Source organism: Meiothermus rufus DSM 22234, assembly GCF_000423425.1.
In the GTDB taxonomy this organism is placed as follows: Bacteria; Deinococcota; Deinococci; order Deinococcales; family Thermaceae; genus Meiothermus; species Meiothermus rufus.
In genome coordinates this window covers 20,879-41,524 of record NZ_AUHY01000003.1, presented here as the reverse complement: position 1 = coordinate 41,524, position 20,646 = coordinate 20,879, and the positions used below count along the sequence as shown (strand labels likewise).

Below are 20,646 nucleotides of genomic sequence, written 5' to 3'. Positions count from 1 at the left end.
GTTTTGCCCGTAGACTGGCCTTTGTGTGGCAGGGTCGGTGGTTGGGTGTTGTCTATCTCAACCTGGCCACCTTGTTCTGGGGTAGCACCTTCGTACTGGTGAAGGATAGCCTGCAAACCTTAGAGCCAGGCCAGGTCAACTTTTTGCGCTTTGCCATTGCCAGTTTGGCTTTGGCCCCCTTCTTGCTTAGAGGTGAAGGGCGCTTGTGGCGGGCTGGCCTCGAGCTAGGGTTGCTGCTGTTTGTGGCCTACCTGACCCAGACCATTGGCCTGGAATACACCACCGCCAGCCGTAGCGCCTTTATCACCACCCTCTACGTGGTGATCCTCCCGGTACTGCTGGGCCTGCTGGGGCACCGCCTGGGCCGCTCGGTTTGGTGGGCGGCAGGGCTGGCCATCGGTGGGGTGGGGCTTTTGTCCTACGATGGCTCCCCCCCCAACCAGGGGGATGTGTGGACGCTGGGGACTGCCCTGGCCTATGCCCTATACATCTGGCGCCTGGAGCGTCTGGCCCCGCGTTTTCCCGCTTTGTCCCTCACCGCTGTTCAGATGTGGGTAGTGGCTCTGGGCTCGTTTTTCTGGATGCTAGGGGAGAAGCCCGCGTGGAATCTGGCCCAGTTTCCCTATCTTTCCTTGCTCTATTTGGGCTTGGTGGCCTCGGCCTTGTGTGTCTGGCTTCAGGCTTTGGGCCAGCGCCTGGTTTCTGCTCCCCAGGCAGCGGTTATTTTCACCCTCGAGCCGGTTTATGCGGCGGCTTTCGCCTTCGTGCTGTTGGGTGAGCGCCTAGGGGGGCAAGGGCTGGTGGGGGCGGGCTTGATTCTGCTGGCTACCCTCATCAGCCAGCTTCAAAGCGACCGACCCCACCCCGAGCAGGTCACCCCCGACGCGGGGTGAAGGGGCTTTCAGGGCTTGTGCCCACTTTGGGCCTTTGAGAGCAGCTCGAGCACCTCAGCGTCCGAGACCTGGGGGAAGTGTTCGTACCACAGCCCCACCGCCTGGAAGAAAGCCGGGGTTTCTAGGCACACCACCTCGTCGGCTATGGCGCGCAGCTTGGCCACGGTATCCGGTGGGGCTACCGGTACCGCCACCACCAGCCGCTTGGGCTGATGGCTCCGGGCGGCCATGAGCGCAGCCTGCATGGTGGCCCCGGTGGCTAGGCCGTCGTCTATTAGCAAAACCGTCTGCCCCTTTAGGCTGGGGAAGGGCCTATGGCCGCGGTACAACTGCTCCCGCTGCTGAAGCTCGGCCTGTTCCTGGCGTTCTACAGCGGCGATGGTCTTTGGATTAAGACCTAAACTCTCCACGATTTCCTGATTAAGCACCCGCCCACCCCCCGAGGCGATGGCCCCCATAGCTAGCTCCTCATGACCAGGGGTGCCGAGCTTGCGCACCACCCAGACCTCCAAGGGGGCTTTCAGCCTTTGGGCTACCGCATAGGCCACCGGCACCCCGCCCCTGGGCAGGCCGAAGACCCAGAGGTGAGGTTCTTGGCTGTAGCCCAGCTCCAGCAATTTTTGGGCTAAAAGCTCTCCGGCCTGAGCGCGATCTTTGAAGCGTTTCATCTAGCCTCCTAGTCTAGTTTCTAGAACGTTACGATACCCGCATTACCGGACGATTACCGCAAGGGCACAAAGCGGGCCTTTCTCGAGTAAACTAACAGGCGATTTTTGGCTTCTGGCCAAAAAGTTTGGAGTCTGGCATGAAAAGAATCGCGGTTTTTACCAGCGGAGGCGATGCTCCTGGAATGAACGCGGCCATTCGCGCGGTGGTGCGCAGTGCTGTGGCTCATGGCCTGGAGGTCATCGGTATTCGCAGCGGGTACCAGGGCATGATCGAGGGTGACTTCATACCTCTAGGGCCACGGGATGTGGCCAATACCCTGCAGCGGGGGGGAACCATCCTGCTGACCGCTCGCAGCCAGGAGTTCATGACCCCCGAGGGGCGGGCCAAGGCCGCGGAAAACCTGCGCAAGGCCGGGGTGGATGGAGTAATTGCCATCGGGGGGAATGGCACCTATGCCGGGGCAACCAAGCTCATCGCGGAACACCATATTCCGGTAGTGGGGGCTCCAGGTACCATCGACAACGACTTGTACGGCACCGATTACACCATTGGCTTCGATACAGCGGTCAACACCGCACTGGAAGCCATTGACCGTATCCGCGATACCGCCGCCAGCCACTCCAGGGTTTTCTTCATCGAGGTGATGGGGCGGCATGCTGGTTTTATTGCCTTGGAGGTGGGCATTGCGGGTGGGGCCGAGGTGATCGTGGTGCCCGAGGAGCCCACCGACCCCAAGACCTGTGCCGAGATCATCAGCCAGTCGGCCCAGAAAGGTAAGCGTTCCTCGATTGTGGTGGTGGCCGAGGGAGGGTACGAGGGGGGGGCCGAGCAGCTCGCTAAGGATGTGCGCAGTTACGCTGGCTTTGAGGGCCGGGTGACCGTGCTGGGGCACATTCAGCGGGGGGGCAGCCCCACCGCCAAGGATCGCGTGCTGGCCAGCCGACTGGGGGCGGCCTGCGTCGAGGCCCTGCTGAGCGGGGCCAGCGGGGTAGCCATCGGCGAGGTCAACGGGGAGATTCGCCTTACCCCCTTTAGGGAAGCCATCGAAAAACGCAAGGACATCGACCGTAGGAAGCTCGAGCTGGCCCGGGTGTTGGCCCTTTAGGGTGGGTTAGACCACAGCGCAAAGCCTCGAGGCTGGCCACAATGAAGGCCATGCCAAATCTGGAGCGGGCCACTTTGGGCGGTGGGTGCTTCTGGTGCTTGGAGGCGGTCTACAGCGAGTTGGAAGGTGTGGTGAAAGTGGTTTCGGGGTATGCCGGGGGGCATCTGCCTCACCCCACCTATGCCCAGGTATGTAGCCAGCAGACCGGACATGCCGAGGTGGTGCAGCTGACCTTCGACCCCGGGGTCATTGCCTACCGCGAGATCTTAGAGGTTTTCTTTGCCATTCACGACCCCACCACCCCTAACCGTCAGGGCCACGACGTGGGGCCACAGTACCGCTCGATCATCCTTTACCATTCACCAGAGCAAAGGGCCGCGGCCCAGGCGGTGATGCAGGCTCAGGCGGCCTACTGGCCTAGCCCTCTGGCCACCGAGCTGGTGCCTTTCGAGGCTTTTTACCCTGCGGAGGACTACCACCAGCAATACTTTCAGCGCAACCCCTACCAACCCTACTGTGCTCTGGTGATAAGCCCCAAGCTGGCCAAGTTCCGCCGGCAGTTTGCCCGGCGCTTGAAGCGTTCGTCCGCCTAGGTTCGCATGAAAAAGTATTACGTGGTGTGGAAAGGCCGCCAGAGCGGTATTTTTGAGAGCTGGCCCCAGGCTGAAGCCCAGGTCAAGGGCTATCCCAATGCCCAGTACAAGGAGTTCACCAGCCTGGCTGAGGCCCAGCAGGCTCTGCAGGGCCGCTATCAGGACTACGCGGCTTCACCGACCAGTCCGAAACAGCCCCAGCTTCGAACAGCCCCCCCGCCCCTTTTGCCCAGCCTGTGTGTGGATGCGGCCTGTAGTGGTAACCCGGGCCTGCTGGAATACCGCTGTGTGGAGCTTAGGGCCGATGGAGAGGCATGGAATTGCGCCGCGCGCGGCGCAATCCTGGGCCGGGAGATTTTCCGCCGGGGGCCTTTTGTTCAGGGCACCAACAACATAGGGGAGTTTCTGGCCATTGTAGAGGCCCTGATGTATTGTCAGGAGAGCGGTTGCGATTGGCCCATTTACTCCGACTCCGTCAACGCCTTGGCCTGGGTGCGGGCCAAGAAAGCGCGAACCAACCTGCGGCCCACCGAGGCCAATGCCCCTTTGTTTGCCCGCGTGGCCCGTGCTGAGGCGTGGTTGCGCCAGCATACCTACCCCAACCCCATATGCAAATGGCAAACCGAGCACTGGGGGGAGAACCCCGCCGACTTTGGACGCAAATAGGGGCTAGGGGTGGTTGAGGTTAGGCAGCAGGGCCGCTTTGAGGGTGGGGTGGCTGGCGATCCAGTCGAAGAGCGGGCGGGCAAAGGGGCTTTGCACGATGCCCTTCTTGACCCCTAGGGGTATCTGTTCGGAAGGGTAGCGCAAAGCCCCGGTGGAGGCCACAAACTCACTAGGGAAGCTGACCCAGAGGGTTAGGGCCAGCAGCAAGCCCCATAGAAGACCCCCCAGGCCCCCGACCAGGCCCTCGAGGGCTGGTCGCAGAGGGGGCAGGGGCACCCACTGGGCCAGGTAGGCCATGGCCAGCCCCAGCCCCCCGGCCAGCCAGGGCATGCCCCAGGCCGGCAGCAAAGGGGCCAACAGGGGGGCCAGCAACAGGTACAGCAGCAGGGCCGGTGCGAAGGCCAGGGTGAAGGAGGCCCCCTGCCGTATGCCCAGGGCTAGGGCAGCGGAGAGGGCCACCAGGGCCATCAGGTCGAGCCAGCTTAGCATCCAGAAGTCTCCTTGAACACCGCCTTACGGGGGCACCCGGCAGCCCCCTGGCTCAGGCTGAGTATACCCAACCAAGGGGCCAAGGGTGTGCTGGTTTGACCCAAGTATCCCTTTTAGCGGCGGATGCTGTAGCCTTTTTGCTCGAGCCCATCCACCACCTGCTGGATGAAACCGTCGACCTCGAGGTCGGTCAGGGTACGCTCGGGGTGGCGGAAGCGCAGGTGGAAGGCCAGGCTCTTATGGCCGGAGGGCAGAGGGGGGCCTTGGTAGACATCAAAGACCAGAAGCTGCTCCAGATAGGGGCCGGCTTTTTCCCGGATGAGCCGCTCTACCTCGAGGTAGGGGATTTTCTCCGGCACCACCACCGCCAAATCGCGCATGGCCGCGGGGTACCGGGCCACATCGCGGAAGCCCTTTGCTCCAGAGGGCAAGGGTAGGGAGACTTCCCACAGGAAGACCGGGGGTAGCTCCAGGGCTTGGCGGATGGCGGGGTGTAGCGCACCGATATACCCCACCTTTCGCTGGTTCCAGTACACGGCCCCGCTTACCCCAGGGTGTAGATGGGGCGTGGCCTCGGCCTCGACCCAGAGGGTGCTGCCCAGGTGGGCCGCAGCGGCCTCGAGCAGGCCCTTCAGGGCGAAAAACCCTCCTGCCAGGCCCGGCTGCCAGCGGCCTGGTATGGCTTCGCCCGAGAGCAAAGCCGCCAGGTGGGGGGTCTCCTGGGCCTGAAAGACGTGGCCTACTTCGAAGAGCAGGAAGGGCCCCTCCTCACCCTGGGCCAAAGCGGTCTGCAGGTTGCGCAATAGACCTGGGTAGAGTGCGGTGCGCAAGGCGGTACGCTCGGGGGTCTGGGGGTTTTGCATGTAGATGGTGGGGGCTGGGGCGCGCAGCAGGGCGCACTCCTCCGGCGAACTCCAGGCGTAGTTGATGACTTCCTGGAAGCCCAGGCCGGCCATGACCTGCTTGAGCCGCTCGAGGGCCTGATAAGGGGCCTCCACCTCTAGGTTGTCGGGGTGAGGGAAGAAGCTGGGCAGGGTGGTGGGAATCTGGTCGTAGCCCACAATACGGGCCACCTCCTCCACCAGGTCTTCCTCTATGGCCAGGTCGACGCGGTGGCGGGGTGGGGTGACCAGATAGACCCCGCTTTGGGGGCCGGGGGCCACGGCGCAGCCCAAGCGTTGTAATATGCCGAGCTGCTCTGCTTCGGGGTAGTCCATCCCCATTAGCCTTGAGGTGTAGGTGGGGCGGAAGGGGATGGCCTGGGGGGGCTGGGTATGGTTGAGGTCGATCCGCTCGGTGGCCACCTCTACCCCGGAACCGGCCCAGTCCTGCAGCAGGGCCAAGCAGCGGTCGGCAGCCCGGTGCTGGCCGTCGGGGTCTACCCCCCGCTCAAAGCGGTAGGAGGCCTCGGTTTTGAGTCCGTGGCGTTTGGCGCTCTGGCGGATGCGCACCGGGTCGAAATGGGCCACCTCGAGGGCAATGGCGGTGGTATCCTCGCGGATTTCGTCGTCGGCTCCCCCCATGATACCAGCCAGCCCAGCAGGACGGCTCTGGCTGCCTTCCTTCACCGCAATCAGCAGGTCTTCCGGGCTCAAGACGCGCTCCTGGCCGTCTAGGGTGCGCAGCCTTTCCCCTGGCTGGGCCCGCCGTACCACCAACCCCTCGCGGATGTAGCGGGCGTCGAAGGCGTGCATGGGGTTGCCCAGCTCCAGCATGGTGTAGTTGGTGGCGTCCACCACGTTGGAGATGGGGCGCATTCCCGCGGCAAAGAGGCGGCGCTGCACCCAAAGGGGGCTGGGGCCTACCCGCAGGCCTCGGGCGTAGGAGAGGGTAAAGCGGTCGCAAGCCTGGGGGTCCTCGATCCAGGCTCCGAAGGGCAGGGGCAGGGAGCGGGTCTGAGGTTTGGCGTTGGGGGAGACCAGGGTGAGGCCGGTAGCGGCCAGATCCCGGGCCACCCCGTAGACCGAAAGCCAGTCCGGGCGGTTGGGGGTAATCTCTACCTCCAAAACCGTTTCCGGCCCCCAGACCTCGGCTAAGGGGGTGCCGGGGGGCAGGGCCTCGGGGGGAAGCTCTATCAATCCACCGGCATACTCACCCAAGGCCAGCTCCTTGGGGGAAAGGGCCATGCCCCAGGAGGCCACCCCAGCAATGCGCCGCTCCTCCAGCTTGCTGCCATCAGGCAGTACAGCTCCGGGTAGGGCTAGGGCCACCCCTATCCCGGCGCGGGCGTTGGGGGCTCCAGAGACTACCGCTACTTCCTGGCCGATATCCAGGATGAGCTTGCGCACCTGTCGGCCTGGCAGCGGTTCGATCGCCAGCACCCGGGCGAAGACCACCTGGGGGTGGGGGGCGGGAAGGGTTTGGATGGACTCGGTCTCGAGGCCCAGCCCGGCCAAAAGCTCTTCCAGGCGCTGGGGGGCTGGGGCCTCGGGCAGGAACTCTTGCAGCCAGCTATAGACGATTTTCACGCCAACCTCGCTTATCTAAACTGCCGCAGGAAGGAAAGGCGGTTTTGGTAGAAGTAGCGGATGTCGGGGATGCCATAGCGCAAAATGGCCAGGCGCTCTACCCCCATGCCAAAGGCCCAGCCGGTCATGCCCTCATAGACCCGGGGCAGGCCCTGGCGGGCGCGGTAGTCGTCCACCGCGCGGAACAAATAGGGGTGCACCATGCCTGCCCCGCCCAGCTCGAGCCACTTTCCTCGCTCAGGCCACCACATGGCGAACTGGGCCCCTGGCTCCACAAAGGGGAAGTAGGTGGGCTGGAAACGGGCCTTGCCCTCCTTGCCGAAGAGTCCCCGGGCCAGCTCGTGAATGGCCCCCTTGAGGTCGGCCATGGTGATATTGGGCCCCACTACCAGGCCCTCGAGCTGATAGAACATAGCCTCGTGGCTGGCATCGGTCTGCTCGTAGCGGAAGACCCGGCCTGGCACCACGATGCGGAAGGGCGGGGTGTGCTGGATCATATAGCGGATCTGCATGCCCGAGGTGTGGGTGCGCAGCACCGCACCCCCCAGGTCGTTGACCGTCTCACCCAGGGGGCCTTGGAGGGTGAAGGGGGGCTTTAGGTCGACCCAGAAGGTGTCTTGCATGTCGCGGGCGGGATGCCACTCCGGCATGTTGAGGGCGTCGAAGTTGAAGAATTCGCTTTCTACCTCGGGGCCCTCCACCACGCTGAAGCCCAAGCGGCGGAAGAGGTTCACCAGTTCTCCCAGGATCAGGCTGGTCAGGTGCAGCCCCCCAGCGGGAAAGGCATAGCCAGGCAGCGAGACATCGAGGGTTTCTCGCTCGAGCTGCGCTTTTAGAGCCTCTTGGCGAAGCTCTTTTTCCCGGGTTTGCAGGGCTTCTTCCAGGGCTTTTTTCCAGGTGTTGAGCTCTTGTCCCCGCTCCCGGCGGGCCTCGGGGGGGAGCTGGCCCAGGCTTTTGAGGGCCTGGGTGATCTGGCCGTTTTTGCCCAGGTACTGCACCTTGAGGGCTTGCAGGTGTTCCAAGGTGGGGGCTTTGCCTATTTGCTCCAGCGCCTGATTTAGATCCATCGAGCCTCCAAAAGCGAGGGGCGGCCCACAGGCCGCCCACGGGAGACAGGCATCCCCCGCGGGCCTACCTAAAAAACCACCTCCCGGTCATGTGGCCCAGTCTACCATGCTTTCCAGTTGGATGCGAGGAGATCGGCCAGCGCCTCTAAGAGGGCTTTTTGCGCCTCGGGGGGTTGGGCCGAGAGGCGCAGGTACTCGTTTAGGCCGAAAGAGGTGCAGTCGCGCACCCGCAGGCCTCGAGCCCGCAGGGCCTGGGCTACCTGGGTGGCTGGGCCCACCCGCACCAAGAGGAAGTTGGCCTGCCCTTCCTGGACCTCGAGGCCTAGCTTGCGCAGCCCTTGAGCCAGTTCCCGGCGCCAGCGCCAAAGAGTCTGCCGGGTCTGGGCTACCCAGGTCTGGGAAGGGGGCTCGAGGCTGGCTCGCAGGAAAGCCTCTCCGTGAACCGAAAGTACCCAGCTGGGGGCCAGGTGGCGAAAATGGGTCAGATCCACCGGGGCCACCAGGTAGCCCGCCCGCACCCCGGTCAGGCCGTGGGCTTTGTTGGGGCCATACAGCCGCCAGACCCCTTGGGGCAGGGGGGGTGGGTTTTGGGTGAGGGCGTGGTAGGCCAGATCGAGAACCAAAGTCGCGCGGTGCCGCTGGGCGGTCTGGGCCGCCTCGGCCAGGAAAGGGTAGACCTCGCCGGTGGGGTTGTTGGGCACGCAGAGGAAGGCCAGGGTGGCCCGGGGCAGAAGCTGCAGGAACTCCTCCGGGCTGTGGGCCTGCAACAGGGGTAGCTCGGCAGGCTGGGCAGCCCGGGCATACTCCGAGAAGGTAGGGGGCAGGATGAGCATGGGCCCCCGTAGCCAGCGCCAGCGTACCAGCCGGTGAATGAGCTCGCTGGTGCCGGTGCCTACCGCCACCTGCTCGGGCGCTACCTGGTGAAAGGCTGCGATAGCCTGGTGCAACACGGTGTACAAGGGGTCGGGGTAGCGGGAGGGGTCAGCCGCCTGCACCGCTTGTAGGGCGTGGGGGTCGGGGCCTAGGGCATTGGCATTGGTGGAGAAGTCGAAGCGGGGCGGGGGGCCGCTGTCGGTGCCTCCGTGGATGGGTTTGAGTACGTCGTCGATCATAGCAACTCCAGCAGTCCTAAGGTTAGAGCTAAAACCCAACCCACCCGCCGGCAGCGGGCTAGCCCTTGGGTAAAGGCCACAGGACTGGGTGGGGGGGCTTGGGGGTTGAGCAGGTAAACCCCCGGCTTACCCAGCCGCACCCCCAGGTACAGGGCCAAAGCCCCCATGGGCCAGCCTCCGTTGGGCGAGGGGGTGCGCCGAGCCTCGCGGGCTAGGGCCGCCCAGCAGAGCGAGCCCAGCAAGGCCAGGCCGGTGAGGCGGGCCGGCAGCCAGTTGGCCAGATCATCCAGGCGGGCCGCCGCCCAGCCCCAGGCCTGGTAGCGGGGGGTACGGTAGCCCCACATGGCGTCGGCGGTGTTGAGGTAACGGTACACATAGGCTCCCGGCAGGCCCAACAACACAAACCAGAACAGCGGCGCCACCAGGCTATCGGAGAGGTTCTCCGCCAGAGATTCTAAGGCGCTTTCGCGCACCTCATTTGGGCCTAGGCAACAGGTGGGCCGGCTGACCAGCCGGGCGAGCTGACACCGGGCGGCCTCGAGGCTCTGCCCCAGGGCTTCCTCCACCTTTTGCACCTCTCGTAGCAGCAGGCGAAAGGCGAAGCTGGGCTTGAGCAGAATAGCCAGTAGGGGCAGCTCGAGGTAGGCCGGCAGGTGGGCTAAAAGCCAACTGGCTGTCCAGGCCAGGCCTCCGACCAAAAGGCCGCCTACGAGAAGCCAGAAGGCCCCTTGCCCCTTTTCCCAGCCGGGCCGGCGCTGGCCATCGGCCCAGGCCAGGTAGCGCCCCATCCAGACCACGGGATGCAGTGGGGGCGGGGGTTCGCCCAGGCGCCAGTCCAGGAGCAAGGCCAGCCAGATCGTCATGCCCCCGGCATCATACGGCGGGGTGGGGTTGCGATGGGATAGACTTTAGAGAGCGCATGGGGAGCTTTTATGCTTGTACGACCCTTGGTTGACCAGGAACGCATTCAGCGCGAGATTGAGACTCTGGCGGCGTTTTCCGAGACGCCCAAGCCAGCTATTACCCGCGTCGTTTACACCAAGCCCGACCTCGAGGCCCGGGCCTACCTAAAGCAGCTTTTCCTCGAGGCTGGCCTACAGGTGCGGGAGGACGCCCTAGGGAACCTCTTTGCCCGCTGGGAAGGCAGCGCCCCCGACCTACCGGTGGTGGCCACCGGTTCGCACATCGACGCTATCCCCTACGCCGGGATGTACGACGGGGTGGTGGGGGTGCTGGGGGGCCTCGAGGCTATTCGGGCGTTGCAGCGCACCGGCTTCAAGCCCTTTCGCTCCATCGAGCTGCTGGTCTTTGCTGCGGAGGAGCCTACCCGCTTTGGTATTGGCTGTCTGGGCAGCCGGGCCTTGGCTGGGGTGCTTACCCCGGAGTCGCTGCGCCTGCTCAGAGATGCTGAAGGGCGCAGCCTGGAGGAGGTGCGTTGGGAGGCGGGCTACATGGGCAGCCTAGAGGAGGTGCTGCTGCCCTCCGGCTACTATGCGGCCTTTGTGGAACTACACATCGAGCAGGGGCCGGTGCTGGAGCAGGAAGGGATTCCCTTGGGGGTGGTCACGGCCATTGCTGCGCCAGCTTCGCTACAGGTGAGCCTGGAGGGGGCAGGGGGGCATGCCGGAGGGGTGCTAATGCCCGAGCGGCGCGATGCACTTTGCGCTGCCGCAGAGATTATCCTGGGGGTAGAAGCCTTCGCTAAAAACAGCGGCAGCATCAACACCGTAGCCACCACCGGCTTTTGCCAGGTCTACCCCAATGCGGTCAACAGCATCCCCAGCCAGGTCAAGCTCGAGATAGATGTGCGCGATGTGGAGCAGTCCCGCCGCGACCAGGTGATCCGCCAGATTATCCAGGGCGTAGAGCAGGTCTGTACCCGCCGGGATATCCGCTATAGCGTGGAGATTATCAACATGGATCCTCCGGCCAAATCGGGCTCAGAAGTGCTGAAGGCACTGGTGGCGGCCTGTGGCGATGCTGGGGTCAGGTTCAAACTGATGGTGAGCCGGGCCTACCACGACGCCTTGTTTATGGCCCGTATTGCCCCCACGGCGATGCTCTTCATCCCCTGCCGGGGTGGGGTGAGCCACCGCCCCGACGAGTACGCCGCCCCCGAGGACATCGCCCGGGGTGTGCATGTGCTGGCCCTCGCGCTAGCCCGCCTCTCTTTGGCCCAGGAGCGGGAAAGCCCCAAGGACGAACCCACCCCCCTTGAGGACTAAAGGGCTTGTTTGTAAACCGCGCACCGGATCGAGCCTGGGCCAGGGGTAGAATAGACCTTCAAAGTTAGGAAGGCCGAGAGAGGTTTTAGTGGGCGAGATTAGCTTTACGCTGAACGGGCAAAGCGTGCGGGTGGACGGGGTGGACCCCCACCTGAGCCTGCTCGCCTGGCTGCGCCAGCAGGGCCTGACCGGCAGCAAGGAGGGCTGCGCCGAGGGGGAGTGCGGGGCCTGTGCGGTCTTGCTCTTGCAGCCGGATGGGGTGGGCGCGCGCTTCGAGGCGGTCAATAGCTGTTTGCTGCCCCTGCCCTGCCTGGCCGGGCGGGAGGTCTGGACGGTGGAGGGGCTAGGCCGCCCTGAGGCGCTGCACCCGGTGCAAGAGGCCATGCTCCAGGGAGGGTCACAGTGTGGTTACTGCACCCCGGGGTTTGTGGTGAGCCTGGCCGCGGAGTACTACCGCAAAGGCCGGGAAGGCTTCGACCTCGAGGCCCTCTCCGGTAACCTCTGCCGTTGCACCGGCTACCGCCCCATCCGCGATGCCGCCCTTTCTTTGGGGGCTCCTCCCCCTCAAGACCCCCTGGCCCAGCGGCTCGAGGCGCCCGTGGCCCCGCCAGGGCCCCTGGCCTACGAAAGCCCTCAGGGCTGCTTCTACCGGCCTACCTCGCTGGCCGAGCTTCTGGCCCGGCTGGCCCAGCACCCCCAGGCCCGGCTGCTGGCGGGGGGCACCGACTGGGGGGTGGAGGTGAACCAGCGCTTCGCCCGGGCTGGGGTGCTCCTCGACCTGAGCCAGGTGCCCGAGCTACAGGGCCTGGTCTGGAGGGAAGACTATTTGGAGGTAGGGGCGGCTTTGCCTCTTTCCGAGCTCGAGCGCCGTCTGGCTGGGCGGGTTCCCCTCTTGGCGGCGTGGTTTCCCCTGTTTGCCTCCCGCCTGATCCGCAACCGGGCCACCTTAGGAGGCAACCTGGCCACCGCCTCGCCCATTGGCGACGGGCCGCCGGTGCTTTTGGCCCTGGGGGCCCAGGTGGTGCTGGTGAGCCTGGCAGGTGAGCGGGTGGTGCCGTTGGAGCAGTTCTTCCAGGGCTACCGCCAGACCGTGCTGGCCCCTGGCGAGGTCATTAAAGCGGTGCGGATTCCCCTCCCCCTGGCCCCACTGGCCCGCTTCTACAAGGTGGCCAAGCGCCCCTTAGACGACATCTCCACCGTGGCCGCGGCCTTTGCTTTGCACCTGGAAGAGGGCCGGGTGGCCGCTATTCGGATTGGCTTAGGAGGGGTGGCCCCTACCCCGGTGCGGGCCTACAAGACCGAGGCTTTCCTGCAGGGCAAGCCCTGGGAACCCCGCACCGTGCGGGCGGCAGCCGAGCTGGTCCGGGGCGAGTTCAAACCCATCGACGATCACCGCGGCAGCGCGGCCTACCGCAGCGCCATGCTGGCCAGCCTTTTGCACAAGTTCTACACCGAGACCCAGGAGGTGGCGGTATGAAGGTGGTGGGGCGGGCCATTCCCCACGAGTCGGCCAGAGAACACGTAACCGGGCGGGCCCTGTACACCGACGACCTATGGCCGCGCTACCCCCAGGCCCTCCACGCCTGGCCGGTGCAGGCCCCCCATGCCCACGCCCGCATCCTGCGGCTGGAGACCGCGCCGGCCTATGGGGTGCCGGGGGTGGTGCGGGTGCTCACCCGAGCGGATGTGCCGGGAAAGAACGATAGCGGCCTCAAGGGCGACGAGCCGCTCTTTCCTTCCGAGGTGATGTACCACGGCCAGGCGGTCTGCTGGGTGCTGGGGGAGAGCGAGGAAGCAGCCCGGCTGGGGGCCGAGCAGGTGGTGGTCGAGTACGAGCCGCTTCCGGCCATCCTGAGCCTCGCCGAGGCCATCGCCCAGGGGAGTTTCCAGGGGGCCAGGTTGCAGGCCCGGCGCGGCGAGGTGGCCCAGGCCCTGCGGGAATCGCCCCGGGTGCTGGAGGGGGAACTCGAGCTGGGGGGGCAGGAGCACTTCTACCTCGAGACCCAGGCCTCGCTGGCCCTGCTGGACGAGACCGATAACCTCCTGGTGCACGCCTCCACCCAGCACCCCTCCGAGACCCAGGAGATCGTGGCCCAGGTGCTGGGCTGGCCGCGCCACCGGGTGGTGGTGCAGTGCCTGCGGATGGGCGGAGGGTTTGGCGGCAAGGAGGTGCAGGCCAACCCCTACGCAGCAGTGGCCGCGCTGGGGGCCTACCTGACCCGCCGGCCCGTGCGGGTGCGGCTCAACCGCTTGCAAGACATCACCCTCACCGGCAAGCGCCACCCCTTCTTTGCCCGCTGGAAGGTGGGCTATAGCGAGGAGGGCTTAGTGCAGGCTTTGTGGATGGAGCTTTACGCCGATGGGGGCTGGTCGCTTGACCTGAGCGAGGCGGTGCTAGCCCGGGCGGTCTGCCATGTGGACAACGCCTACTACATCCCTAACCTCGAGGTGGTGGGCCGGGTCTGCAAGACCCACAAAACCTCCCAGACCGCCTTCCGCGGTTTTGGCGGGCCTCAGGGTATGGTCTTCATCGAGGAGGTGATGAGCCGGGTGGCGGCCTCGCTGGGCCTGCCGCCGGAGGAGGTGCGGGCGCGCAACCTCTACGGGGTGCGCCCTTCGGCCCCAGGCCGCCCCCCCCTCGACTGCCGCATTACCCATTACGGCCAGGAGGTCAAGGACGCCGAGCGGCTCCCTTTGATCTGGCAGGAACTCTTGCAGATGGCCGACTTTGCCGCACGCCGGGCCGAGATAGCCCGCTTCAACGCGCAAAACCCCCACCGTAAGCGGGGCATGGCCATCACCCCGGTCAAGTTTGGCATCTCCTTCAACCTGACCGCCTTCAACCAGGCCGGGGCCTGGGTGCTGGTCTACCAGGATGGCTCGGTGCAGGTCAACCACGGCGGCACCGAGATGGGCCAGGGCCTGCACACCAAGGTCATGCAGATTGCCGCCCAGGCCCTGGGGGTGCCCCTGGGGGCCATCCGAATCATGCCCACCCGCACCGACAAGGTGCCCAACACCTCGGCCACTGCCGCTTCCACCGGGGCCGACCTGAACGGAGCCGCGGTGCGGGCCGCCTGTGAGAAGATCAAGGCTCGGCTAGCCGAAGTGGCCGCCCAGCGCTTTGGTGTCCACCCTGCCGATGTGGTCTTTGAGGAGGGCCAGGTCTATAGCCTCTGGCGGCCCGAGGAGCGCCTGGGCTTCGCCGAGGTGGTGCGGGCCGCCTACGCCCAGCGGGTGCCGCTCTTCGCCGATGGCTTCTACCGCACCCCTGGGCTTCACTGGGACAAGGGGCGGATGTGGGGTAAGCCCTTCCACTACTACGCCTTCGGGGCCGCGGTGAGCGAGGTGGAGGTGGACGGCTTTACCGGCCAGTACCGCCTCTTGCGGGTGGACATCCTGCACGATGTGGGCGACTCGCTCTCGCCCCTGGTGGACCTGGGCCAGGTGGAGGGGGGCTTTATCCAGGGCCTGGGCTGGCTCACCCTGGAGGATTTGCGCTGGGATGCTAAGGGCCAGGTGGCCACCCGCTCGGCCAGCACCTACAAGCTGCCCAGTTTTGCCGAGCTGCCCCCGGTCTTCCACGTGCGGCTTTTGCCCAGGGCCAGCGAGCCGGGGGTGGTCTACGGCTCCAAGGCGGTGGGCGAGCCCCCCTTGATGCTGGCTATCTCGGTGCGGGAAGCCCTGCGCGATGCGATAGCGGCCTTTGGCCCAGGGGGGGTGGTGGAGCTGGCCTCGCCGGCTACCCCCGAGGCGGTCTACTGGGCCATCGAGCGGGTGCGGCAGCAGGCGCCGGTCTCGGGGGATTGAGGGGGTAAGCCGATGCCTATAGATATCTCCCAGGCCCATCTCCCGAGCCTGCTCGAGCGGGTGTGTAAGGGGGAGGAGTTCATCTGGCCCACGAGGGCCGGCCCTGCGCCCGCCTGGTACCCTTGGAGAGGCCTAAAAAGCGCAGGCTGGGGGCCATTGGGAAGGGTAGACCCAGCCTTTTTCGAGCCTCTTCCCATGGAGGAGCTGGAGGCGTGGGGCTAGTCTAAGGGGAGGTCATGCGCTGGTTTGAGCACCTCGCCCACCTGACCCAGGCCCAGGTGCCGCTGGTGCTGGTCACGCTGCTCTCGGTGCGTGGCCACGCCCCGCGCGAGGCCGGGGCCAAGATGCTGGTCACGGCAGAGGCCACCTACGGCAGCATTGGCGGGGGTAACCTCGAGGCCACCGCGGTGGCCCTGGCCCGGCAGATGCTGGCCCAGGGGGGGCTTGTCGTGCCCCAGCTCCACACCCTGCGGCTCACCGAGAAGGCCCCCGCCGAGTACGGGGTGCAGTGTTGCGGGGGGGAGGTGACCCTTTTGCTCGAGGGGGTGAACCCGCACCGCCCTTGCGTGGCCATCTTTGGGGTGGGGCATGTGGGGCTGGCTTTGGCCAGGGTGCTTTCCCTTCTGCCCATCGAGCTCTGGCTGGCCGACTCGAGGGCGGCCATGCTGGCCCCCGAAAGGCTCGAGGGGCTGGCGCCAGGGCAGGCCCAGGTGAGGCTGTGCCCTGCCCCCATCCTCGATAGCCTGGTGCACGATCTGCCTGCCGGGGCCCACCTTGTGGTCATGACCCACGACCACGCCGAGGATTTATTCGTGCTCGAGGCCGCCCTTCGCCGGGGCGATTTAGGCTTTATGGGGCTTATTGGCTCCGAGGGCAAGTGGCGCCGCTTTCAACAAAAGCTCGCCCAGCAGGGCTTTTCGGCTGCCGATTTAGCCCGCGTCACCTGTCCCATTGGCCTGCCCCTCACCCGTAGCAAGACCCCCGAGGCCATCGCCATCGCCACCGCCGCCCAGCTACTGCCCTTGCTAGAAGGTGGCTTGGTGGAAAGCGCCAAACCATCGGCCCCTGCCGAGGGCTAAAGCTTCAAAACCCCCGCCTCGGTTCACTGGCTTTGCGTTATGATTTGCGGCGATGGCGGAGCCTCTTTTGCGGCTGCAAAATATCACCAAGCGCTTCCCCGGGGTGGTGGCCAACGACGGCGTGAGCCTCGAGGTCTACCCCGGCGAGGTGCTGGCCCTTCTGGGCGAAAACGGGGCCGGCAAGAGCACCCTGGTCTCTATCCTCTATGGTCTCTACCGCCCCGATGCGGGCCAGATACTGCTGGAGGGCCGGCCCGTGCACATCGGCTCTCCCCTCGAGGCCTTGCGGCTGGGCATCGGTCTGGTGCCGCAGCACCCCATGCTGGTGGGCCGGCATACCGTGGCCGAGAACCTGGCTTTAGGTATCGGCAGCCCGCTTTGGCCGGCCCGCCGCATCGTTCCCCTGATTGAGCGCATTGCCCAGGGCTACGGCCTGGAGGTGAACCCCATGGCCCGCATCGCCGACCTTTCCCCAGGGGAAAAGCAACGGGTGGAGATCGTGCGGGCCCTTTTACGCGGGGCCAAGGTGCTCATCCTCGACGAGCCCACTAGCGTGCTCACCCCCCAGGAGGCCCAGGCTCTCTTCCGGGTGATGCGGGAGCTGCGCCAGGCCGGTAAGTCGCTCATTTTCATCTCGCACAAGCTCGAGGAGGTCTTGGCCATCGCCGACCGCGCTACGGTGCTGCGCCGGGGGCGGGTGGTGGGCAGCCTGGCGGCCTCGGAGGCCAGCCGGGAAAAGCTGGCCTTGCTGATGGTGGGGCGCAACGTGAGCTTCGAGCGCAAACGAAAGCCCGCAGAGCTGGGTGAGGTGGTGTTGCAGGTAGAGGGCCTCGAGGCCCGCTCCAACCGGGGCCCGCTGGCTTTGCGGGGGGTGAGCTTCGCGCTTAGGGCCGGCGAGGTGCTGGGCTTAGCCGGGGTGGCCGGCAACGGCCAGAGCGAGCTGGTGGAGGTGTTGGCGGGGCTGAGGCGGCTCGAGGGAGGACGGGTGCTGTTGGCGGGGCAGCCGCTTGGGCCAAACCCGGCCCAGCTCTTCGCGCAAGGGGTGGCCCACATCCCCGAAGACCGCATCCAGATGGGCACCGTGCCCAGCCTGAGCGTGGCCGAAAACCTGGCCCTGCGCACCTTCCACCGTCCTCCCCTGGCCCGGGGGTGGCTGACCCAGCCGGCGGCCTACCGGGCCTTGGCCCAGGAGCGCATCCGGGCCCTGGATATCGCCACCCCTGGCCCCGCCACCCCCACCCGCCTGCTCTCGGGGGGCAACATCCAGAAGGTCATTCTGGCCCGCGAGCTGGCCGGATCGCCCCGGCTGGTTCTGGCGGTGCACCCCACCTATGGTCTGGACGTGGGGGCCACCGAGCTGGTGCACCAGGTGCTTTTGCAAAAGGCCCAGCAGGGCGCGGCGGTGTTGCTGGTCTCGGAGGATTTGGAAGAGCTTTTGGCCCTGTGCGACCGCATCGGGGTGCTCTACCAGGGCAGCCTCAAGGGCCCCTTTGCCGTGGAGGAGCTTTCGCGCGAGCAGCTCGGCCTTCTCATGACCGGAGGGAACCTTGCGGCTTGAATACCTGCCCAGCCCCTCCCCCTGGCGGCAGGCCGCCGCGGTGGCCCTGGCCATTCTGGCGGCTTTGGGGGTGGCGGGGCTGGTCTTCTGGGCCTACGGGGTGCCCCCCCTCACCGCCTACGCCACCCTGCTGCGCGGTACCCTGGCCGACCCCAACGGCTGGGCCGAGGTGTTGCGCCGGGCCATTCCCCTGATTTTGGTGGGGGCCGGGCTCAGCCTGGCCTTCCGGGCCCAGTTTTACAACATCGGGGCCGAAGGGCAGATCGCCATAGGGGCTACGGCGGCGGCGGGGGTGGCTTTGTTCTGGCCTATAGAGGCGCCCTGGATGCTGCCCACTATGTTCCTGGCAGGCTTCCTGGCTGGGGCGGCCTACGCCCTGGTGGCTGCGCTGCTGCGGGCCGGGCTAGGGGTGAACGAAATCCTCACCACCCTGATGCTCAACTACATCGCCTACTACCTGGTGCAGTATCTGGTGCAGGGGCCCTGGCGGGGCCGCAGCCTGTTTGGCTTTGCCTTCACCGACCCCTTTCCCCCCCAGGCGGTGCTGCCTACTTTACCCGGCACCCTGGTGCACTGGCCCACCCTGGTGCTGGGGGTTTTGCTGGCCTTACTGCTACAGTTTTTGCTCTCCCGCACCACCTTGGGCTTCCGCCTGCGGGTGGTGGGGGCCAACCCCCAGGCCGCGCGCTACGTGGGCATCCCGGTGGGGCCGACCTTGCTTGTGGCTGCCCTGATTACCGGTGGACTGGCCGGGCTGGCCGGGGTGGGGGAGGTGGCCAGCATCCACAAAAAGCTGCTCGACTCCAGCAACATCACCCTGGGCTACGGCTTCAGCGCCATCATCGTGGCCTATCTGGCTCGAGGCCAGCCGGCCTGGGCCATCCTCACCGCTTTTCTGATGGCGGTGCTCTTCGCCGGGGGGGATGTGCTCAAGGTAGCCTTCCAGATGCCCTTCAGGGTGATGGACGTGTTCAGCGGGCTGTTTTTGCTCTTTCTGATTGCCAGCGATTTCTTTGCCCAGCACCGCGTGCGCTGGGGGAGGTAGGTTGTGGAAGAGGTCTGGGCTGCGCTGTTGCGCTCGGTGATTTTCGGCACCCCCATCCTGATTGCCGCCTTGGGTAACCTGCTCAACGAGCGGGCCGGGGTGGTGAACCTGGGGGTCGAGGGGATGATGGCGGTGGGGGCCTTGGCGGCCTTTGCCACTGCCCAGACCACCGGCTCAGGGGGGCTGGGGGTGCTGGCGGGGGTGCTGGCCGGGGGGCTGTTTACCCTGCCGCACGCTTTTGTAGCCATCAGCCTGCGGGCCAACCAGTTCGTCTCGGGGCTGGCCCTGGCCATGCTGGGCCTGGGGCTGGCCGGGCTTCTGGGCAAGCGCTTCGAGGGGCAGCCGTTGCTGGCCCCGCTGCCGGAGATGCCTTTTGTCTACCTGGGCTTTGGGCTGGCGGTGGCGTTGTGGGCCTTCCTTTACCTGACCCATGCCGGACTGGTGCTGCGCTCGGTGGGGGAGAACCCGGCGGCTGCCGATCTGCTGGGCATCCCGGTCTACCGGGTGCGCTACTGGGCGGTGGCGGCGGGGGGAATGTTCGCCGGGCTGGCCGGGGCCTTTCTGGCGGTGAGCTACCGCAGTAGCTGGACCGAGGGCATGACCAACCAGCTGGGCTGGATTGCCATTGCCCTGACCATCTTTGTGGCCTGGGAGCCTTTGCGGGCGGTGCTGGGGGCCTACTTTTTCGGCCTCTTGTACTATCTGGGTTTCGCCCTGCAGGATAGTGCCATTCCCTCGGTTTTTCTGCAGGCCTTGCCCTATGCACTAGTAATCGTGGTGCTGGCCCTGGTGGCCTGGCGGCGGCGGCAGGGGGCCGCCCCCGAGGCCCTGGGCCTGCCCTACGAGCGCGGGCGGCGGTAGTTTGGGTATAGTCTGGGACTATGGGCGAGGTGCTGTACCACCACTGGCACCCTGTGGCGATGAGCGCGGCGGTGCGGGAGAAAGGGCTTCTGGCGGCTAGGGTGCTGGGGGAAGAGGTGGTGGCCGTGGCGGTGGGGGAGGGCCTCGAGGTCTGGCAGGATTTGTGCATCCACCGGGGGGCCCGGCTCTCGCTGGGCCGGGTGCAAAACGGCGAGGTCATCTGCCCCTACCACGGCTGGGCCTATGCCGCAGGAGGGCGCTGCGTGCGTTTCCCCGCCCACGCTGGCCAGACCCCTCCGGCCAAGGCCCAGGCCCGGGTCTACCCCAGCCGGGAGGCCTACGGGATGCTCTGGGTGGCCCTGGCCGAGCCCCAGGCTTCCCTGCCGCCCTTCTACGAGTGGGGCCAGCCGGGGTTCCGCACGGTGATGTGTGGCCCCTATGCCTTCCGGGCCAGTGCGCCCAGGGTGGTGGAGAACTTTCTGGATGTGGCCCACTTTCCCTTCGTGCACGCCGGCTTTCTGGGCGACCCTGCCTACCCTGAGATTCCCGACTACGAGGTGGAGGTCTTGGGCGAGCGCATCGTGGCGCGGGACATCCGGGTCTACCAGCCCAACCCCGACGGGACTGGCGTAGGGCGCTACGTGCGCTACACCTACGAGGTGCTGGGGCCCCTGGCCGCCTACTTCCGCAAGCAGGACGAGGAGGGGCGGGTGTTGGCCATCTTCATGGCGGTCACCCCCCGAAGCGAGCTCGAGTCGTTGGGCTGGTTTTATGTGGCCATGAACTACGGCGATCTGTCCGACGAGGAGATTCGCGCCTTCCAGGATCAGGTAGCCGCGCAGGACATTCCCATTGTGGAGTCGCAACGCCCCGAGCGGCTGCCGCTCGACCTCCAGGCCGAGCTCCACCTCAAGTCCGACCGGGTGGCCATCGCCTACCGTTCCCTGCTGCGCCGGCTTGGGGTAGGATTTGGCACAGCCTAGACGGTTGTCCGGGCTCCCGTACA

Annotated in this window: 18 protein-coding genes; 12 read left to right on the top strand and 6 right to left on the bottom strand. The window is 66.1% G+C overall.

Going from position 1 to position 20,646, the window contains the following annotated elements:
- Positions 1 to 23: 23 nt before the first annotated feature.
- Positions 24 to 893, top strand: a complete 870-nt coding sequence (locus tag G552_RS0100195; RefSeq protein ID WP_036270059.1) for a DMT family transporter — start codon at positions 24 to 26, stop codon at positions 891 to 893.
- An 8-nt stretch (positions 894 to 901) separates the two neighbouring features.
- Here G552_RS0100195 and G552_RS0100190 read toward each other — a convergent pair whose 3' ends face one another.
- Complete coding sequence (locus tag G552_RS0100190) at positions 902 to 1,561, bottom strand: phosphoribosyltransferase (protein WP_027881178.1); 660 nt, start codon at positions 1,559 to 1,561, stop codon at positions 902 to 904.
- A gap of 137 nt (positions 1,562 to 1,698) precedes the next feature.
- On the opposite strand from G552_RS0100190, the gene pfkA reads away from it, so the two are divergent.
- Genes pfkA through G552_RS0100175 form a run of 3 tightly spaced genes read left to right on the top strand, consistent with a single transcriptional unit; the run spans position 1,699 to position 3,926 of the window.
- A complete protein-coding gene (gene pfkA / locus G552_RS0100185; protein ID WP_027881177.1) occupies positions 1,699 to 2,667 on the top strand; it encodes a 6-phosphofructokinase in 969 nt (322 codons plus the stop codon).
- A 50-nt stretch (positions 2,668 to 2,717) separates the two neighbouring features.
- Positions 2,718 to 3,260, top strand: a complete 543-nt coding sequence (gene msrA / locus G552_RS0100180; RefSeq protein WP_027881176.1) for a peptide-methionine (S)-S-oxide reductase MsrA — start codon at positions 2,718 to 2,720, stop codon at positions 3,258 to 3,260.
- A gap of 6 nt (positions 3,261 to 3,266) precedes the next feature.
- The gene (locus G552_RS0100175; protein ID WP_036270057.1) at positions 3,267 to 3,926 is read left to right on the top strand and encodes a ribonuclease H1 domain-containing protein; all 660 of its coding nucleotides are present in this window, start codon (positions 3,267 to 3,269) and stop codon (positions 3,924 to 3,926) included.
- A 3-nt stretch (positions 3,927 to 3,929) separates the two neighbouring features.
- Here the strand turns inward: G552_RS0100175 and G552_RS0100170 are convergent, their stop codons facing one another.
- The 5 genes from G552_RS0100170 to cbiB form a co-directional block, all read right to left on the bottom strand.
- Positions 3,930 to 4,415, bottom strand: coding sequence for a hypothetical protein (locus tag G552_RS0100170; protein ID WP_027881174.1), 486 nt, complete (start codon positions 4,413 to 4,415; stop codon positions 3,930 to 3,932).
- Positions 4,416 to 4,528: 113 nt separating this feature from the next.
- Positions 4,529 to 6,883 carry a phenylalanine--tRNA ligase subunit beta gene (gene pheT / locus G552_RS0100165; RefSeq protein ID WP_027881173.1) on the bottom strand — a complete coding sequence of 785 codons (2,355 nt, stop codon included), beginning with the start codon at positions 6,881 to 6,883 and terminating at the stop codon, positions 4,529 to 4,531.
- Between the two features lie 11 nt (positions 6,884 to 6,894).
- Positions 6,895 to 7,950 carry a phenylalanine--tRNA ligase subunit alpha gene (pheS, locus tag G552_RS0100160; protein WP_027881172.1) on the bottom strand — a complete coding sequence of 352 codons (1,056 nt, stop codon included), beginning with the start codon at positions 7,948 to 7,950 and terminating at the stop codon, positions 6,895 to 6,897.
- 101 nt (positions 7,951 to 8,051) lie between these two features.
- Entirely contained in the window at positions 8,052 to 9,062 is a 1,011-nt protein-coding gene (locus G552_RS0100155) for a pyridoxal phosphate-dependent aminotransferase (RefSeq protein WP_027881171.1), read from the bottom strand.
- Positions 9,059 to 9,925 (bottom strand): adenosylcobinamide-phosphate synthase CbiB, encoded by an 867-nt coding sequence (gene cbiB / locus G552_RS0100150; protein ID WP_027881170.1) that lies wholly within the window; start codon positions 9,923 to 9,925, stop codon positions 9,059 to 9,061. Before cbiB ends, G552_RS0100155 begins: the two co-directional genes overlap by 4 nt.
- Positions 9,926 to 9,994: 69 nt before the next feature.
- On the opposite strand from cbiB, the gene G552_RS0100145 reads away from it, so the two are divergent.
- From G552_RS0100145 to G552_RS0100105, 8 genes are all read left to right on the top strand, one after another.
- Positions 9,995 to 11,287 carry a M20 family metallo-hydrolase gene (locus G552_RS0100145; RefSeq protein WP_027881169.1) on the top strand — a complete coding sequence of 431 codons (1,293 nt, stop codon included), beginning with the start codon at positions 9,995 to 9,997 and terminating at the stop codon, positions 11,285 to 11,287.
- Positions 11,288 to 11,375: 88 nt separating this feature from the next.
- Complete coding sequence (locus tag G552_RS0100140) at positions 11,376 to 12,764, top strand: xanthine dehydrogenase small subunit (protein WP_027881168.1); 1,389 nt, start codon at positions 11,376 to 11,378, stop codon at positions 12,762 to 12,764.
- On the top strand, positions 12,761 to 15,097 hold the full coding sequence (gene xdhB / locus G552_RS0100135; RefSeq protein WP_027881167.1) for a xanthine dehydrogenase molybdopterin binding subunit: 2,337 nt from the start codon (positions 12,761 to 12,763) through the stop codon (positions 15,095 to 15,097). Before G552_RS0100140 ends, xdhB begins: the two co-directional genes overlap by 4 nt.
- Positions 15,098 to 15,333: 236 nt before the next feature.
- Positions 15,334 to 16,176 carry a xanthine dehydrogenase accessory protein XdhC gene (xdhC, locus tag G552_RS0100125; RefSeq protein WP_027881166.1) on the top strand — a complete coding sequence of 281 codons (843 nt, stop codon included), beginning with the start codon at positions 15,334 to 15,336 and terminating at the stop codon, positions 16,174 to 16,176.
- Between the two features lie 52 nt (positions 16,177 to 16,228).
- A complete protein-coding gene (locus G552_RS0100120; RefSeq protein ID WP_027881165.1) occupies positions 16,229 to 17,734 on the top strand; it encodes an ABC transporter ATP-binding protein in 1,506 nt (501 codons plus the stop codon).
- Complete coding sequence (locus G552_RS0100115) at positions 17,724 to 18,779, top strand: ABC transporter permease (protein ID WP_027881164.1); 1,056 nt, start codon at positions 17,724 to 17,726, stop codon at positions 18,777 to 18,779. The genes G552_RS0100120 and G552_RS0100115 overlap by 11 nt, the downstream gene beginning before the upstream one ends.
- 3 nt (positions 18,780 to 18,782) lie before the next feature.
- Positions 18,783 to 19,640 carry an ABC transporter permease gene (locus G552_RS0100110; RefSeq protein ID WP_027881163.1) on the top strand — a complete coding sequence of 286 codons (858 nt, stop codon included), beginning with the start codon at positions 18,783 to 18,785 and terminating at the stop codon, positions 19,638 to 19,640.
- Positions 19,641 to 19,660: 20 nt separating this feature from the next.
- Positions 19,661 to 20,623, top strand: a complete 963-nt coding sequence (locus tag G552_RS0100105) for an aromatic ring-hydroxylating oxygenase subunit alpha (RefSeq protein WP_027881162.1) — start codon at positions 19,661 to 19,663, stop codon at positions 20,621 to 20,623.
- The last annotated feature ends 23 nt before the right edge of the window (positions 20,624 to 20,646 follow it).